This is a genomic window from Niabella aquatica (assembly GCF_054779315.1).
This window is the reverse complement of sequence record NZ_BAAGYM010000038.1, coordinates 301,310-318,884: the sequence shown is the minus strand read 5'-3', so window position 1 is coordinate 318,884 and position 17,575 is coordinate 301,310. Positions and strand designations below refer to the sequence as shown.

General features: G+C 43.3%; 17 protein-coding genes. 6 read left to right on the top strand and 11 right to left on the bottom strand.

Annotated features, from left to right (window positions below):
• Positions 1-56: 56 nt before the first annotated feature.
• The 4 genes from ACYVBM_RS21030 to ACYVBM_RS21015 all read right to left on the bottom strand — a co-directional run bounded on the left by ACYVBM_RS21030 (position 57) and on the right by ACYVBM_RS21015 (position 3,423).
• Positions 57-1,025 carry an alpha/beta hydrolase gene (locus tag ACYVBM_RS21030; protein WP_460687671.1) on the bottom strand — a complete coding sequence of 323 codons (969 nt, stop codon included), beginning with the start codon at positions 1,023-1,025 and terminating at the stop codon, positions 57-59.
• Positions 1,026-1,337: 312 nt separating this feature from the next.
• A complete protein-coding gene (gene rpsG / locus ACYVBM_RS21025; RefSeq protein ID WP_114790684.1) occupies positions 1,338-1,805 on the bottom strand; it encodes a 30S ribosomal protein S7 in 468 nt (155 codons plus the stop codon).
• Positions 1,806-1,863: 58 nt separating this feature from the next.
• Positions 1,864-2,238, bottom strand: a complete 375-nt coding sequence (rpsL, locus tag ACYVBM_RS21020) for a 30S ribosomal protein S12 (protein WP_114790683.1) — start codon at positions 2,236-2,238, stop codon at positions 1,864-1,866.
• 120 nt (positions 2,239-2,358) lie between these two features.
• Positions 2,359-3,423 carry a branched-chain amino acid aminotransferase gene (locus ACYVBM_RS21015; protein WP_460687670.1) on the bottom strand — a complete coding sequence of 355 codons (1,065 nt, stop codon included), beginning with the start codon at positions 3,421-3,423 and terminating at the stop codon, positions 2,359-2,361.
• Between the two features lie 66 nt (positions 3,424-3,489).
• Between ACYVBM_RS21015 and ACYVBM_RS21010 the strand changes: the two genes are divergently transcribed.
• The 6 genes from ACYVBM_RS21010 to ACYVBM_RS20985 all read left to right on the top strand — a co-directional run bounded on the left by ACYVBM_RS21010 (position 3,490) and on the right by ACYVBM_RS20985 (position 7,567).
• The gene (locus tag ACYVBM_RS21010; protein WP_460687669.1) at positions 3,490-4,017 is read left to right on the top strand and encodes a hypothetical protein; all 528 of its coding nucleotides are present in this window, start codon (positions 3,490-3,492) and stop codon (positions 4,015-4,017) included.
• Positions 4,014-4,592 carry an RdgB/HAM1 family non-canonical purine NTP pyrophosphatase gene (rdgB, locus tag ACYVBM_RS21005; RefSeq protein ID WP_460687668.1) on the top strand — a complete coding sequence of 193 codons (579 nt, stop codon included), beginning with the start codon at positions 4,014-4,016 and terminating at the stop codon, positions 4,590-4,592. The genes ACYVBM_RS21010 and rdgB overlap by 4 nt, the downstream gene beginning before the upstream one ends.
• Positions 4,593-4,769: 177 nt before the next feature.
• Positions 4,770-5,333, top strand: a complete 564-nt coding sequence (locus ACYVBM_RS21000) for an RNA polymerase sigma factor (RefSeq protein ID WP_460687667.1) — start codon at positions 4,770-4,772, stop codon at positions 5,331-5,333.
• 8 nt (positions 5,334-5,341) lie between these two features.
• The gene (locus ACYVBM_RS20995; RefSeq protein WP_460687666.1) at positions 5,342-6,340 is read left to right on the top strand and encodes a hypothetical protein; all 999 of its coding nucleotides are present in this window, start codon (positions 5,342-5,344) and stop codon (positions 6,338-6,340) included.
• Between the two features lie 68 nt (positions 6,341-6,408).
• Positions 6,409-6,840: an acyl-CoA thioesterase gene (locus ACYVBM_RS20990; protein WP_460687665.1), complete on the top strand. Its 432-nt coding sequence runs from the start codon at positions 6,409-6,411 to the stop codon at positions 6,838-6,840.
• 58 nt (positions 6,841-6,898) lie between these two features.
• Positions 6,899-7,567, top strand: coding sequence for a peptidase M10 (locus ACYVBM_RS20985; protein WP_460687664.1), 669 nt, complete (start codon positions 6,899-6,901; stop codon positions 7,565-7,567).
• Between the two features lie 26 nt (positions 7,568-7,593).
• Here ACYVBM_RS20985 and ACYVBM_RS20980 read toward each other — a convergent pair whose 3' ends face one another.
• The 7 genes from ACYVBM_RS20980 to ACYVBM_RS20950 all read right to left on the bottom strand — a co-directional run bounded on the left by ACYVBM_RS20980 (position 7,594) and on the right by ACYVBM_RS20950 (position 17,554).
• Positions 7,594-8,529: a TIGR01777 family oxidoreductase gene (locus ACYVBM_RS20980; protein ID WP_460687663.1), complete on the bottom strand. Its 936-nt coding sequence runs from the start codon at positions 8,527-8,529 to the stop codon at positions 7,594-7,596.
• Positions 8,530-8,733: 204 nt separating this feature from the next.
• Positions 8,734-10,635 carry a cell division protein FtsZ gene (ftsZ, locus tag ACYVBM_RS20975; RefSeq protein ID WP_460687662.1) on the bottom strand — a complete coding sequence of 634 codons (1,902 nt, stop codon included), beginning with the start codon at positions 10,633-10,635 and terminating at the stop codon, positions 8,734-8,736.
• Positions 10,636-10,857: 222 nt separating this feature from the next.
• A complete protein-coding gene (ftsA, locus tag ACYVBM_RS20970; RefSeq protein ID WP_460687661.1) occupies positions 10,858-12,243 on the bottom strand; it encodes a cell division protein FtsA in 1,386 nt (461 codons plus the stop codon).
• Positions 12,244-12,309: 66 nt separating this feature from the next.
• Complete coding sequence (locus tag ACYVBM_RS20965; RefSeq protein ID WP_460687660.1) at positions 12,310-13,749, bottom strand: cell division protein FtsQ/DivIB; 1,440 nt, start codon at positions 13,747-13,749, stop codon at positions 12,310-12,312.
• Positions 13,746-15,179: a UDP-N-acetylmuramate--L-alanine ligase gene (gene murC, locus ACYVBM_RS20960; protein WP_460687659.1), complete on the bottom strand. Its 1,434-nt coding sequence runs from the start codon at positions 15,177-15,179 to the stop codon at positions 13,746-13,748. The genes ACYVBM_RS20965 and murC overlap by 4 nt, the downstream gene beginning before the upstream one ends.
• The gene (gene murG / locus ACYVBM_RS20955; protein WP_460687658.1) at positions 15,157-16,245 is read right to left on the bottom strand and encodes an undecaprenyldiphospho-muramoylpentapeptide beta-N-acetylglucosaminyltransferase; all 1,089 of its coding nucleotides are present in this window, start codon (positions 16,243-16,245) and stop codon (positions 15,157-15,159) included. The genes murC and murG overlap by 23 nt, the downstream gene beginning before the upstream one ends.
• Positions 16,238-17,554 carry an FtsW/RodA/SpoVE family cell cycle protein gene (locus tag ACYVBM_RS20950; RefSeq protein ID WP_460687657.1) on the bottom strand — a complete coding sequence of 439 codons (1,317 nt, stop codon included), beginning with the start codon at positions 17,552-17,554 and terminating at the stop codon, positions 16,238-16,240. The genes murG and ACYVBM_RS20950 overlap by 8 nt, the downstream gene beginning before the upstream one ends.
• Positions 17,555-17,575: the final 21 nt, after the last annotated feature.

The window sequence follows — 17,575 nt, the reverse complement described above, 5'->3', positions numbered from 1 at the left end:
AGGACCGCCATACAGAAATATCGACCTGGTAAATAAGCTGAAGGCTGACAACTGTTTTAGTTTACCTGTTTAAAAAATGATACCGTAGCAGCGATCGCCTTTTCCCAATCATCAGGATGCCGGCCAAATCCGTGATCTGTATCCATCATTACAAATTCACTTTTTACACCTTTTGATCTTAGCTGGGCATCATATTTCTGTGCATCCCCGATGGTGCTGAAATAAGGGTCAAATCGCAGGTCGGTATCATTTGTGTTAGACATTACTGTTATATTGGGCATACCCGGAGGGTTCGCCGATGACACCCAGTTAGGAGAAATAGCCATTAAATACAACGCCGTTTCCTTAGTGGGTTCCACACCGGTCATTCGATATAATAGTTCTCTTACAGCAGGCCCGTGCTCATGCTGCTGTAAGCTGCTGTATTGTTCATCGGCAAGCGAGAGGTTAGCTAATCCCGCCAGGTTCCCCGATACCCTTACCTGTTTGTTCATATTTTTGTCGCCCTGTACATACAGCATTGCTAAAGTACCTCCGGCACTATGACCGGCCATGTACATTTTAGTGGTGCCTGAACCATATCCACCCGCCAGTGATTTGTATTTTTCAACTGCAGCGGCGATGTCTGCCACTTCATCTGCTACTTTTACCGGCGAATGAATGCGAGGCGGAGGCGCCTGATCCAGTCCGGTAGCGTCAACGAGCCTGTGGCTAAGATTAACCGTTACAAAACCTTTAGTCATAAATAATTTTGCTCTTTCGGTAAAGTCTTCCTTAGTACCGGCTATAAATCCACCGCCATGGATAACAAATACAACAGGTGTTCCTGCGTTATAGCCTTCGGGAAAATAAATATCCATTTCCTGTAAAGCATGACTGCCATATGCCACGTTCAGCTCCGACCTACCCAGTGTATATAATTTATTCTCTTCAGCAGGCAGCGCATCTTTTTTTTCACATCCTACAAATAATGTTGACATAAGAAATACAAAAACTGTAACTGTATGATGATTGCTGATTTTCATAGCTTTCTGTTTTGGAGATAGAAGCAAAATTTTTGCCAGTCAGCACCCGGCAGCCAAAGTTTAATTCCTATTTAAAGGTATTTGTATATTTTTTGCTGATGTCTTCTATCTAAGCCAGCTTTAACGTGACCAGGTTTTTATCGCTGATCTTCGTTCGATTCGCTTTTCTTCTCGAACGGCCCAATGGTCAATGCAAAGCACCTTAATTCGCTAAAGCCTGTAAGCTCATTGTATAAAAAAAAGCCCATTCCTTCCGGAACAGGCTTTTTAAAGCTATTTTATTTTCTCCCCTAAAGGGATGATTACTAAAGGTTATACTCTGAAGTGAGCAAACGCTTTGTTGGCTTCCGCCATACGATGCGTATCTTCTTTCTTTTTAAATGCAGCGCCTTCACCCTTGCTGGCCGCTACAATTTCGTTAGCCAGCTTATCTGCCATGCTGCGTCCGTTCCGGTCACGGCTGTAGCGGATCAACCATTTAATGCTTAAAGAAATTTTCCTGTCGGGACGTACTTCCGAAGGAATCTGGAAAGTAGCACCCCCTATACGGCGGCTGCGCACTTCAACGGCAGGAGTTACATTCGCCAATGCTTTTTTCCAGATCTCATAACCATCTTCATTGGTTTGTTTGGCTACTTTATCTAATGCATCATAAAAAATAGTGAATGCACCACTTTTTTTACCTTCCCACATCAGGTTATTAACAAAACGGGTAACCAGTTTATCATTGAACTTAGGATCTGGCGCTAAAGGGAGTTTCTTGGCTTGTGCTTTACGCATTTTATCTTAATTTTTTAAATAGTCTGTTGTCTAATATCTAACGTCTAAACGTTTAAGATTATTTTTTTGCTTTCTTAGTACCGTATTTAGAACGGCTTTGCTTACGGTCTTTTACACCGGCAGTATCAAGGCTACCACGTACAATATGATAACGCACACCTGGTAAATCCTTTACCCTTCCCCCACGTATCAGCACAATAGAGTGCTCCTGCAGGTTGTGCCCTTCCCCGGGGATATAGGCAATTACCTCAATTTTATTAGTTAAACGAACCTTAGCTACTTTACGAAGCGCTGAGTTTGGTTTTTTAGGTGTAGTAGTATATACACGGGTACAAACCCCGCGACGCTGAGGGCACTGATCTAAAGCCCTTGATTTGCTCTTTGCTTTAATTATTTGTCTTCCTTTACGTACTAACTGGTTAATTGTAGGCATTCCTTATCCTTTAAATTTTGGACGGCAAAGGTAAGGTAAGATTCTGTAACATTCAAAAAAAATCCCGAAAAATTAATTTTCGGGAAAATATTTATTTAACTACCTCATTGTAAGAATTTTTTATACCTTCTCCAGCCACCCATGCGGGTCGCCATGCAGGTTTTCTTTATAATCCAGCAGGTACTTTTTCATATCGGCTGAAATTTTCATATTATCTACATTAAACTTCATCACAAGATCTTTATATTTAAGCTCCTTTACATGAGAAATAGTAGCTGCTGTTCCACAGCCAAATACCTCTTTTAACTGCCCGGCTTCATATGCTGCTACCAGCTCATCAATAGATACCCGGCGCTCCTCTACCTGGTACCCCTTTTCTTTAAATAAATCGATCAGGCTCATACGGGTAATACCGTTTAAAATAGTGCCGTCGGTAAGGTCAGGCGTTACAATGGTATCCCCAATAATGAACATAATATTCATGGCGCCTACTTCCTGTACATATTTATGCTCTAAAGCATCCATCCACAATACCTGGTCATAGCCCTGTTTTTTAGCTTCGGCAGAAGAAAGCAGGGATGCCGCATAGTTTCCGCCGGTTTTGGCAGCCCCGGTACCGCCAGGAGCCGCACGGGTAAATTTTTCTTCCACGTAAATACGGGCAGGAGCCGAAAAGTAAGAACCAACCGGCCCTGTAAGGATCAGGAATTTATAGGCAGAAGATTCTTTTACACCCAGTGTTTCTTCTGTAGCAAATAAAAAGGGACGGATATACAGCGACTCATCGTAGCCCGAAGGAATAAACTCCTTATCCAGCTCTATCAGCTGCTTCATGCCCTCTATAAATATTTCTTCCGGAATTTCGGGCATAGCCATACGCGCCGCCGAGCGGTTCATACGTTTCCAGTTCTCATACGGGCGGAAAATATGAATATTGCCATTCTCATCTTTATGTGCTTTCTGGCCTTCAAAAATGGTTTGAGAATAATGCAGCACAGAAAGGGCCGGTAAAAAACCAAGTTCCTGATAAGGACGAATGTTTACATTTTTCCACACCCCATTTTCCCAGTCTGCCTCCAGCATATGATCCGAAAAATACTTTCCAAAACCTAAATTATTAAAGTCAACCTGCTCTAATTTACTTTCTTTTATCCGCTGCACAGGTATTTGCATCGCCTCTACCATAAAATACTATTTTTGACTATTATTGTTCTTGCGAAGATACGAACACTACCGTAAAATGCAGCATATATGAGCCTGAATGAAATGAATCTCTCTCCTTTCCTGGTGACACAACTCTACCCGGACAGCTTAACAGGCGATCCTGAAAGAACAGGACCGGCTCAAAAAGTTCCGGCCCCGAAGACAGAGCCGGTGAAGTCTGATACCCAATGGAAATTACTGGGAAATAACCAAAAAAACATATTGATTGCAGTTACGTATGAAAATATTGCCCACCTGCCCGATCCCCAGCTGGACTTTCTTATGCAGCTTCTGAAAGCCTGCCAGCTCAGCCTGAACGATGTAGCGCTTATTAATCTCGGCAATTATAAAGACATAGGGTACACCGATATTTTAAGCTATTTTCAAGCAAAGACCATTTTGCTTTTTGGCATCAGCCCTCAGCAATTGGGTTTCCCGTTTGAAACGCCGCAATACCAGGTTCAGGCCTTTACTCATTATACAGTGATTCACGCGCCGGCTTTGCATGACCTGCAAAACGATAAGCCCGCCAAAGGGCTGCTCTGGACCGGCTTAAAAAAGATATTTAATGTATGACTTTAATTTTTGCTACCAACAATATTCATAAGGTAAACGAGATCCGCAACGCCTTAAATCATCATTTTGAAATTATCAGCTTAAAAGAAGCGGGTATAAATAAAGATATTCCTGAGCCGCACCATACCCTGGAAGCCAACGCATCGGAAAAATCACAAACTATTTTTAAGCTTACGGGCAGCAATTGTTTCAGCGAAGACACAGGGCTGGAAGTAGAGGCGCTGAACGGTGAACCGGGTGTAAAGAGCGCGAGATATGCTGAAGGAGAAGAGCAATATAACGACATTACAGACAAATTGCTAGATAAACTCAATGGTGCAAACAACCGGAAAGCAAGGTTCAGAACAGTGATCTCACTGATTATTAACGGTAAAGAGCTTTTGTTTGAAGGGATCTGCACCGGGAACATCAGCCGCGAGCGCAGGGGCACTAACGGATTCGGATACGACCCCGTGTTCGTACCCGATGGCGCCGATAAGACTTTTGCAGAAATGACAATGGATGAAAAAAAACAGTACAGCCACAGGGCAAAGGCTCTGGCAAAGCTGGTTGAGGAAATTGAGGGTTACCAGTAACCAGGATGGCTTTCCGCCCAGACTATCCCCTTCCTGAAAATTGGTTATTTATTTTGACCAGGAGCCTGCCTGAACCGGCAGGCAGGGAACTCCTGTAAAAATTTTTCGTTCATTTTTATATTCCATGAAAGAAAAATTTCATGTACGTTTGAAAAACTTTTTAATAATTTAAAGAATTTGGAACCTACACGCAACCATACGCTTGATGAAAGCGACTTAATTACAGGGTGCATCGAAGGAGACCGCAGGATGCAGGAAGAGCTGTACAGGCGCTTTTCTCCTAAAATGTATGCAGTTTGCTTACGTTATGCCTCCAATGCTGATGAAGCCCAGGATATTTTACAGGACGGATTTATTAAGGTTTTTAAAAAAATGGACAGCTTCAGGGGCGATGGTTCTTTTGAGGGATGGGTAAGAAGGATTTTTGTAAACACCGCTATTGAATATTTCAGGCGAAAAAAATACCTGCAACCTGTAACCGACAAAGAAGAAAATACCATAGAAGGAAAGTACATTTCTGCATTGGATGAGCTGGCCGAAAAAGATATCCTGGAATTAATTACCCGGTTATCCCCAGGCTACCGCACCGTATTTAACATGTATGTGGTGGAGGGGTATTCGCACAAAGAAATTGGTGATATGCTGGGTATAAGCGAAGGCACCAGCAAATCGCAGCTCTCCCGTGCAAAAGCCCTTTTACAGGATTTAGTAAAAAAACATATTGAAGACAGACCGAAGTAAGTTTTATCATGAGCAGCCTTAAAAAAATATATGATCTTGAAGTTACGCCACCGGTTGGCGCATGGCTGAACATTACTCGTGAACTGGATGAAATACACACACACAATAACCTTTCAACCTATATCCATAAGCTGGAGATTGCTCCCCCGGCAAATGTATGGGCGCGTATCGAACGGGAGCTTGATGATATTGATGAATATAAAAATCTCTCCGAAAAGATCCGTTCCTCAGAAGCACCCCCGCCCGGCAATGCCTGGAACCATATAGCGGCTGCTTTGGAGGAAACATCTCTTTCTGACAGGCTGTATCATATACAGGCCGATGTTCCTGCTATAGCCTGGGAGCATATTGCTAAAGAGCTGGACGATCAAAAAGCTTTAGAAATCGTAGAGCGGAAATTGTCTCACTTACAAATTACCCCTCCGGCTGCCGTATGGAACAATATACGTGAAGAGCTGAGTGGGAAGAAAGCACATCACCCGCTTACAGTGCCCATGCATCACGGATGGCTGAAATATGCTGCCGCTGCCTGTTTTATTGCTATTATAAGCGTTACGGCATTTTTTATATTGAATGATGGAGGTGGTGCGGGTACTAATTATACAGCTGGTACTATGCCCGGCAAACCAGGCCCTTTAAACGTTCAGAACGTAGCACCACCCACTGCCAAAACAAAGCAGGCGTCTGCCAATTCAAGGCACCAGGTGCTGGCCGAAATTAAAACCAGGCTGGGTAATGCCTACAGCGTTTCGATGGAAAAGAATACAGAGCTGCAGAACAGGTATATCATTTTAATGACACAGGACGGAAATGTGGTCCGCATGTCAAAAAAGGTAAGCAATATGGCCGATTGTATTGCAGGAGAAGACCATAGCTGTGATGACCAGATCTCCAAATGGCAGAAAGAAATGGCCAGCAGCAGCACCACATCTTCTCCTGATAATTTCTTAGATATTCTGGATATGGCCAGCGAGGAAGTTGCTAACGGTAATAATACTAATTTATAGCCTGCTCCCGCTCATTATAATAAGCGTATATAATTAGCTCAATACCTATTTTTGCAGCAAAAGTTGTAATGGCCCGCATTAAAGTTTTATTACCTGAACATTTTATATTTTCTACGCATATCCCTGTAAGAATTACCGACATCAACTACGGCGGACATTTGGGTAATGACGCACTGTTAAGCATTATTCACGAAGCGCGGCTGCATTTTCTTAATTATTATGGATACAGCGAAATGAATATGGAAGGCGCCGGCCTGATTATGGCCGATGCCGCCATTGAGTTCAAAGCAGAAGCCTTTTATGGAGATGCCCTTACGGTATGGGTGGGTGCTAATGATTTTAACCGTATTGGTTTCGACCTGTGCTATAAGCTTGAAAAAAATACCGATGGAAAAATGGTAACAGTAGCTATTGCCAAAACAGGTATGGTTTGCTATAATTACGACCAAAAAAAAGTAACGGCCGTTCCTGCAAAAGCTTTAACCCGCCTGCAACAATAGCCTTGATAAACCTGTTATTTTAACTAATTTCATATATTGTACCTGTTATCTTAAAATCATGGGAACAGCTGAGGTTCAAACATCATCCAATACCATTATCATTTGCTCCCATATCATTACTTATGGCAATGCCGCTGATGCCATCATTACCGAGCAGATAAGAGATGAAATTGAAACAATGTGGAACGAGCCGCAGGCAAGTATCTCTTTCAATCATACTTATTATGTTATCCGGTTCAGCATAACGGCCGAACATCAGCCCTGGATACAACCGGAAGAAATACTGGCCAACGATAACCCGCGCAATAATTACTTCCGGATCGAAGCGTTTGCCCACGGCAATATTTCTTTCGTGGACGGAATTGGTTGTAATACCGGTTATTTCAAACTGGAGAACCTGTATAAAGGTTCTACTACCGCAGCACATGAATATGGCCACACACTGGGGCTGAAGCACCCCGAACATTTGGACCTGAGAGGCCTGGGCGTTCCTGGTATCATGTATCCCCGCGGCACGTTGGTTGATCCTCAGTTTCAATACGACCCTTCTAAACCTGCAGGAGTTACAGGTGGCACTATGCACCCTATGTACCGGAAAGTAAAGCAGGAAGACGTAGCGTTGTTAAAAATCCCCAAGCTTGATTTCTACCATAATATCGCCACAATAGGGGATTTCAGCAGTGTATGGCACCCCGATCATAAGGATTTTGATGTTGGCTTTGCCTAAGTGATTTTTTGATACAGGATTGATCATTAGCTTTTTCTGGCCGCAATAACCTGACCAACGGCGCTTTCTATATCCTGATAAACGAACCTGAAACCGGCATCCTGCACCTTTTGGCTGTTTACCGTAACACTTTTTAATACTTCAACACTCATTTCCCCGAGCAGGATTTTTAATGCCAAAGCCGGAACGGGAACAGTTATGTGAAATTTTCCATTAACGGCCTTTGCCAGAGCGGTAACCAGGTGTTTGGTAGATACCGGGTGAGGCGCTACCGCATTGTATGCTCCTTCATAAGCTGTATTTTCCATAGCTTCTATATAAAGTGCTGCCAGATCATCTATATGTATCCAGCTTACTATTTGTTTTCCTGAGCCCGGTACAGCAGCCACCCCATATTTTAACGGATTCAAAAACTCCTTTAATGCACCGCCATCTGCACTCAGCACAATTCCTGTACGGATACAGCAGAGCCTTATACCCATTTCTTTAACCGGGCTAACCGACTGTTCCCATTTATAACAGGTAGAGCCCAGGAAATCATCGGCGTGCAACGCCTCTTCTTTAAAAGGATGAGGGTTGGGAATAGCAAGATCGGGCCCGTACCAGCCAATAGCAGAAGCGCTTATGAAAGAGCTTACTTTGTGATTTGTTTTTTGTAAGGCTGTACAAATCAGCTCACCACTTTTTACACGGCTGTCAACAATTTCTTTTTTTCTTTTTTGTGTCCATCGCTTTTCGCCTACATTGGCGCCAGCCAGGTGTATAATATGATCAGCAGCCGCTATGGCTTTTTCATCTATCACCTGCCGGTCTGTATTCCACCAGGCATAGCTTATACCTTCATTTTTTGATTTTTTTGGACTGCGTGTAAGAATTATCACTTCATACCCGTTTTCGGTTAATTTCTTTACCAATGCTGTTCCTATAAGCCCGGTTCCGCCGGTAATTAATACAGTGGACATTTATTGTTAAATATTGAATTGTAAATGTAACATGTAACACTAATAATATGCCAGTATTCGTTTTTTCACCATCATTGGTATTGCACTTTAGTTCGAAAATAGGATAAACACCAACTACAGCAGTAAAAAATAAAAAACCTCCCGCTTTAGCGGGAGGCAACAACTATAAAACTAAACCCCACTCCACATGAATTTCCACAGGGCCTAATCAGGTTTCTTGCCATCAAGAAATGAGTTGATGGTATTGATCTGTCCCTGGTTCTGATCATCGGAAGAAACTTCAAACTTGCTGTAATAACTCTCTATATGTGAAGTATTATTTTTCAGCTCCATATTACGCCTGACGTAAGCAGGAACATTTTCGAACTCATCAGTAGGATCGTTAGAGTTTACGTTAAAAGACAGGTTACGTAATTTCTGGATCCGCTCCAGCTGCCTGCGCTTCTGCATTTCCTCTTCCTGGTAAGCCTCGGTCAAATCATCAATACGCGGCTCTTCTTTTTCTGCCGCAGAAAAGCTGATCGTTGTTTTCTCTGGCTCAATCGACTCGGGCTTTTCGTACACAGAAAACGGTTCCTGATATTGTGGCCCTGCGTGCGGTTGCTTTTGCTCAGCTACAGGCTCCTCCTTTGCTTCTGCATAAATATTGGCTGGCTTAGATAAGTAGCTTCTTGGTTCCTGCTTTACCTCTTCCTCTACTTCCCCTGTCGCTGTCTTATTTTCATGCTGCTCAATAACACGTTCACCGGGCACTGCAGGAGAATGGAATATGCTTGCTACAACATCGTCGACAGCTATTTCCTTTTCGATATTTTCCACATCTTTTACAAACTTCAGCGCTTCGTTATCCGCGCTCAGAAAAAAATGCTGCTCCCGGTCTTCGTTTACTACATCTTCAACTACAGGCATGGGCGCATCATCTATAAAAGAAAAGTCTTCTACCAATTTGGGCGCCATAGGATCGGGCTTCAGTTCTATAGGCTCATGCACTGGTGGTGCAGCCTTTATTTCGGCAGGTATGGTTTCAGCCGCAGGTTGCCCAGGAGTTACTGGTCGCTGATGATTATCATTCTTCAGGGTCATTACAATTTTCCCTTCCGCCACTTCTTCCTTTTTCAATACCGGTTTAACAAAAGGGTCCTTATTCTCAAACCCGGTAGCTATAAGGGTTATACCAATCTGATCGCCTAATGTTTCGTCGTATCCCAATCCCAGGATCACATCGGTATTATCACCGGCATGGCTTAACAGGTAAGACTGGATCACTTCTACTTCATCCATAGTAAACTCATGCTCCCCTTCGGCAGAGTTGATATTGATAAGGATCCATTTGGCCCCTTTAATATCGTTGTCATTCAACAACGGCGAGTTTAATGCTTCTTCAATAGCTTGCTGTGCACGATCTTCGCCTCTTGCTGCAGCATTGCCTAAAATTGCCCTTCCTCCATTTTTCATTACAGTGCATACATCTGCAAAGTCTACATTTATCTGGCCGGTAGAGTTAATAACGTCGGTGATACATTTTGCGGCAGTAGCTAAAACATTATCAGCCTTTTCAAATGCTTCACGCATTTTAAGATTGCCATACTGGTGGCGCAATTTGTCGTTGCTGATCACCAGCAGTGTGTCTACATACTGTTTTAACTGGTTGATACCTTCTTCTGCCTGCAGCTGGCGTTTTTTGCCTTCATAGGCAAAAGGTGTGGTTACTATACCCACTGTTAATACTCCCAGGTCTTTACAGATTTTAGCAATAATAGGAGCGCCGCCCGTACCGGTTCCACCTCCCATGCCGGCTGTAATAAACGCCATTTTAGTATTTACCTCAAGAATCTTCCGTATTTCTTCTAAAGATTCTACAGTAGCCTGGCGACCGATCTCGGGATTGGCACCAGCGCCCAGGCCAGATGTCAACTGCGGGCCTAACTGTATTTTGTTGGGGATTTTACTATTAGCAATCGCCTGAGCATCTGTATTACAAATAATAAAATTCACACCTTCTATATCCTGGTTGAACATGTGGTTTACAGCATTACCGCCACCGCCACCAACACCTATTACTTTCAGGATAGATGATTGTTCGCTTGGTAAATCAAATTGGATCATAACTTAAAAATTTTAGCACGCTTTTGACGTACGGGGTTACAAATGGATTAGTAAGAGAACTTCCTCACTCCGTCCCCCCTCTCCAACGTTTATCCGGAGGACAAATTTGGAGAAGGGGAACAAGGCTTAAGGGATTAAAAGTTGATTAAAAGAGCTTATTATTGTTTGATCGGCTACCGGCCATATCCACAGTATATTTTCTGCAGATCTCAGCGATTTGTATCATTTTTCAAAATGTTTATCTTCTTCGTCTTCAAATATTTTGATGAGCTGTTTTTTAATATTCTCCCAAATATTCTTTTTAGGTTTTGGAGGGGCAGCTATAATCTCAGGAGTGTTTGAGTTTGCGCTCTCTTCCAACACTCCTTCAATCGCCCCTGGTTTCAATAAATCTTCAGGCACTTCTACTTTCGCGAAGTCCTTTTCAAAATCCTGTCTCCTGTTCTCAAAATCGTCATAACCTTTCAGTATAAGTCCCAAGCACGTAGAGTAAGTGGGTTTGGCCAGTTCATCTATATGTCCTGCAGCTAAATGTTCATTAGGTAAGCCTATGCGTGCAGGCAAGCCTGTCACGTATTCTGTAAGCTGTATCAGGTGTCTTAATTGTGAACCACCACCGGTAAGGATAATACCACCATTGAGATGGCGGTTGTCCATACCAATCTGTTTTAAATGATAAGTAACAAAATCCAGTATCTCGCTCATGCGGGCCTGTATAATGTTAGCCAGGTTCTTTACACTGATCTCTTTTGCCGGCATTCCGCGTAAACCGGGGATTGTAATATAGGCGTTGGCTTTAGCCTCGTTTGCCAAAGCGCTGCCAAACTGGGTTTTCATTTGTTCTGCCTGGCTTTTCAATACCCCTAAACCGGTTTTAATATCGTTAGTGATATTTTCACCTGCAAACGGGATCACAGCAGTGTGGCGCAATACGCCTTCGGCGAATACCGCTATATCTGTAGTACCACCGCCTATATCTACAATGGCCACACCTGCTTCCAGATCTTCCTGGGCCATCACTGCTGCTGCAGAAGCCAATGGCTGCAGCACCAGGTCTTTGGTACGCAGGCCTGCTTTTTCCACGCTCCTGTTAATATTGCGGATAGCGTTTTTATCACCTGTAATAATATGGAAATTAGCACCCAGTTTTACACCGCTATAGCCAATAGGCCTTACAATATCCGGCATATTGTCAATGGTATATTCCTGTGGAATTACATCAATGATTTCATCGCCGGCAGGTATATACGTTTTATACTGCTTGTTAACCAGCAAATCTACTTCTGCCTGGGTAATTTCTTCCTCTTCATTTTCGCGAACAATATCCCCACGCGTCTGAAGGCTTTTAATATGATGGCCGGCAATACCTACATACACATCGTTAATGTTTAAATTGGGATTTAAAGACATGCAGTTTTCCAACGCCTGCCTGATCGCTTTGATCGTTTCATCGATGTTCAAAACCTGGCCATGCTTTACACCGTTGCTATTGGCCTTGCCAAAACCAAGTATCTCCAGTTTGCCAAACTCGTTTTTACGGCCGGCAATAACAGCGATCTTGGTGGTACCAATATCAAGACCTACAATAATGGGTTGTTCGGAATTCATAGTATATCGTTTTTTAGTTGTTTTTATTAATAATTATCTTTTATCCTATCTTTTTTATACCTGCCTTTATCCATTCTTCCCAGGATCCTTCTTCCTGCCAGGCGTTGTTTTTTCTACCGTTTTTTTTGCCGGATCGGGTTTTAACAGCACATTTCTTTTTACCTCCCTTTCTTCGGCTTTCTTAACAGCAGGCTTTTTTGCCTCAGCCTTAACAGTGGTCTTAGAACTGGTTGTTTTCTTTGTCTCTGTTTTTTTTATTACGGAGGAAGACTTTTTATCTGTTTTTTTAACTTCTGTTTTCTTTTCAGTTTTCTTCACCGATACCCTTTTCTTTTCTGAAGTTCCTGCAGCGGCAGGTTTCACAGCTGCTGGCGGCCGGGTAGTTTTTTTATCAGATGCTTTTGGTTCTTTCGCTTCTGCTTTTACAACAGGTTTTGCAGGTTTTAAGGAAACAGGCTTTTTATCTGCAGGGACTACCCCTGTATTTTCTTTTTTAACTTCGACTTCGGGCCTGTCCTCGCTGTCATTCATAAACAGCGTTGAGTCTGCCGGTTCAATAGCGCCATAAATCTCATCCGCAGACAAGGTAGTATCGCCTTTCGGCATGGACGTATAGCTTACAACAGGCGCTATCTGCACCATTTCGTTATACGCTCTTGACTGCTGCAACAAGTGCTCAATATTTTTCCGGAGCTGGATGGAATCTACTTTGGTGTAATGCCCTTTCACACCAATCACCTGGCCATTATATTGCACATCGATTTTCTGGTATTTATCAAAACCGGTACGTTTCAGCACCTGGTCGTAAAACAAATACAACCTGTGAAATTTAGAAACGATATCGGTGCCATCTCCCAGGTCTACCTTATGGCTGCCTATTACAGGAATCATTTCCATGTTCCAGCAACCGGCGCCACAATTATTAATATCGATCTGGGCTACCTGTGCATTCCAGAAAGAGTCGTTGCTGATAAAAGAGGCCGTAGCGATAATATTCTGCATTAAAATGCTGTCGGCACTGCTCATGATCTTTTTAGCGGCATAGCCGGTAAATACAGGCAGATCGAGGCTTATCTTATCTGATAAAGGGATATGCCTGCCCGCCTCATCTATATAAAAAGATGCTCCCATGCTGGTAAATATTCTTGCCAGTGGCTTACGCTCTGTTACATTTGCATGGAGCACGTCATTATTATCAAAGTAAAGATCTGCGTTATACACCCATGCGCTTTGCTCGAGCAAATCTTCAATTACCTGCAGGTTAAACTCCGACTTCCGCTGGCCGGTTATATTACCCCTGGTTGCAGCCTTTAACAATGCGGCTATTCGGTCTTCTGAAGTAAAGAGCATATCTTTTTTAAACCCTTCAATCCGTATATCATACCCCTTGCACACACCTGCCTCCTGTGCACGCATAGCTGCTGTGATCACGCTACCCATGCCTATAGCTACACCCAACCACATGAGCGTCAGAAAAAATCGTTTTATAGCTCTTTTTTGTCTCACTTTGTTAAAATCTGTTTTATAGGCGCTACCAGTTTATCTATATCGCCGGCACCAGCCGTAACCAACACCTCTCCAAATTCCTTGTTCCTGTTTACCGCAAAATTGTTTTCTACCCAATTCAGCAATTGCTCTTTGGTGTATAATACTTTTGCGTCCGCCTTTACCTGCTTTAAGATCATACTGCTGGTCACTCCTTCTATGGGTAATTCACGGGCAGGGTATACAGGTAATACAATAACATGATCCACCTTACTTAAAACTTCCGCAAATTCTGATGCGAAGTCCCGGGTCCTGGTGAATAAATGAGGCTGAAAAATAAGCGTACACTTCCTCCCCGGGAACAGGGATTTTACACCATTTATCAACGCTTTCAGCTCTTCAGGATGGTGCGCATAATCATCTATAAACACCAGATCCTCCTGGTGAATAACATACTCAAATCTTCGTTTTACTCCTTTAAAACCGGCAACTGCATTTTTTATCTTTTCTTCTTCTATACCCAGGCTGTGAGCTACACCAATAGCCGCCATCATATTCTCCACATTGTGCATACCGCCCATATTCAGCCTTATACCTGTAATGGTTTTATCCGGCAATACTGCATCAAAATGATAGCCGCCATCTTTTATCTGTATATGAGCTGCATGTATTTCAGCGCTGTCATTTTGCAGGCTGTATGTTAATGTTATGCCAGCCTCCAGCCCCCTCTCCAGGCCAAACTTTTTAAGCAATACACCTCCGGGCTTTACCTTTCCTGCAAACTGGCGGAAAGCATCTTTTACATTTTCTTCGGTTCCGTAAATATCCAGATGATCTGCATCCATGGCAGTTATTACTGCTATATCAGGACTTAACTTCAAAAAGCTGCGGTCGTACTCATCTGCCTCCACCACACAAACATTATTGGCGCTGCCCCAGAAATTGGTACCATAATTGGCAGCAAGCCCACCCAGGAAGGCATTGCATCCATATCCGCTATCCCGAAGCAAATGCGCTACCATGGTTGAGGTAGTGGTTTTGCCATGTGTGCCTGCTACACATATATTGAATGTGTTTTGTGTAATTACCTGTAAAATATCGCTGCGTTTTACAACAGGGTAACCATGCTCGCGGTAATACACCAGCTCTTTATGATCCTCAGGTACCGCAGGAGTATATACTACATAATCTGCATCTTTAGGAATACGCGCCACATCTTCGGTATAATGCACATCAATCCCTGCAGCCTGCAAATCTCTTGTGTTTTCTGTTTCTGTTTTATCGTAACCACTCACTTTTTTACCAAGCGACAAAAAGTACCTTGCAACAGCGCTCATGCCAATGCCTCCGATACCGATCAAATAAACGGTTTGTACCTGGTCAATATGTTTATGTGTTACGCTCATAACCTCATTACAAGAGGAAGTGTTAAATACTTTTAAAAATTTCATCTGCAACTCTTTCGGCTGCATCGGTTATAGCCAGCCTGGAAAGATTGTTGCTTAATTCTTTTCTTTTATGCGCATCAGCCGCCAGCTCAATCACCATCTTTACTACTCTTTTCCCCGCCTCCGCATCTTTTACCATCAGCGCTGCATTTTTATTCACCAACTGCTGTGCATTTACCGTTTGGTGATCTTCGGCTGCGTAAGGATAGGGTACGAAAACTGCTGGTTTTTTAACCACACATATTTCTGCTACAGTCATTGCCCCGGCCCTGGCTATGATAATATCCGCTGCGGCATAAGCATATTCCATACTGGTAATAAACTCATTGGCCCATACCTGCCTATGCTCTTCTGCCACGTGCGCCGCCTCGGCTGATAAGGTTTTACCCGTTTGCCAGATGAGCTGCAGGCCAGCCTTGAGTAACTCATCCACACCAGCCAGCACGGCTTCGTTAACCGATTTGGCGCCCAGGCTTCCACCTACCACCAGCAGCGTTGTTTTCCCCTCTTCCAGTCCAAAAAAATCAAGGGCCTCTTTTTTACCTATAGCAGCATTTACAATCTGGCTGCGTACCGGGTTACCGGTTACGATGATCTTCTCTGCAGGAAAAAAACGCTCCATACCATCAGTTCCTGTAAAAATCTTCGTGGCATTTTTAGCCAGCATTTTATTGGCTTTACCTGCAAAAGAGTTCGACTCATGAATAAATGTGGGAATACCTTTTGCCTGGGCGTGCTTCAGCACAGGAAAAGTGGAGTAACCACCTACACCAATCACGGCATCTGGCCTGAAGTGTTTAAAGATCTTCCGTACCTGCAAAAAACTTTTTATGATTTTTACCGGCAGCCCGATATTTTTTATCAAAGAACTACGGTTGAAACCCGCTATATCTATCCCCTCTATATCGTATCCGGCCTGCGGCACCTTATCCATCTCCATTTTCCCCCTGGCACCTACAAAGAGAAACGTTGTTCCCGGCGCTCTTTGCTTCAACGCATTAGCTATTGCAATTGCCGGGAATATATGCCCCCCTGTACCCCCACCCGCTATGATAATTTTTTTATTCACTGTTATCTTTTTTATCTGCTGTTACAGCCGGCTCTGCTGCATTAACAGGCTCCAGGCTCTCTACGTTCCTGGATACGCTTAAAATGATACCAATAGCAAGGCAGGTAAATAAAAAGCTGGAACCGCCCATGCTTACCAACGGCAGCGTAACCCCTGTTACGGGGAACAAATTCACCGTTACGGCCATATTGGCCAGGGCCTGTATGGCCAGTGTAAAGCTCAGTCCCAGGGCAAGAAAAGCACCAAAGGCAAAAGGACATCTTTTAAAGATCCTGATACATCTGAACAGGAACACCAGATAGATAAATACCAGGAACGCGCCACCTATAATCCCATACTCCTCGATAATGATCGCAAAAATAAAATCGTTATATGCCTGTGGTAAATAATCCCTTGTTGTACTGTTGCCTGGCCCCACCCCCAGGATGCCACCTTTTGCAATAGCAATCTTGGCCTGGTTTACCTGGTACATTTCATCGGTATCGGCTTCTTTGCCGCCATAAATAAAGTTCTCTACACGCCCCACCCATGTGCTTACACGGCCCCATATAGTGCCGGTTTTTTTTACATGAGTTTCTGCAGCAGCCGGCTCCATAACAACAGGCGCCGGCTCTTTATCTGAGCGATGCTGTGCCACTGCCGCAATAATCAGCATGGTTATAGGTATCAAAGCCAGGCCTCCTACCATTAGAAGATGCTTTGTATTTACCCTTCCGATAAACAATAATATCATACAGCTTGCACCCAGCAACAATGCTGTTGACAGGTTTGCCGGCGCAATCAGCATACAGGTGATAGCAATGGGAAGTATCACAGGCAGAAAACCTTTTTTAAAATCCTTGATCACCTGCTGCTTCCTGCTGAGTAATCTTGCCAGATACATGAACAATGCAAGCTTGGCCAGATCGGAAGTTTGCATTGTCATATTGATGAGAGGCAGCTTGATCCACCGGCTGCCTTCATTGATCTTAGCGCCAAAAAACAATGTGTAGATCAGCAGCGGTATGCTCAGCAAAAACAGTATCTGCGCCACTTTTGAATAGATCGTATAATTCACCCTGTGAGCAAAGTACACTACTACAAACCCCAGCAGAATAAAAATGATCTGCTTAAAAAGATATATTTCCGTATTGCCCTTATAATTTTTATATGCCAAAGAACCTGTAGCACTGTACACTGCTAAAAGCGATACCAACGTAAGTAACACTACCAATGCCCATATTACCTTATCACCACGGGTATGACGATTCAGGTTTTCGCGCCAGTCCGTAGATTGTATATTGTTTCTTATTTCAGTTGTTGCAGACATTAATTAGTTCCATGTTTAAAG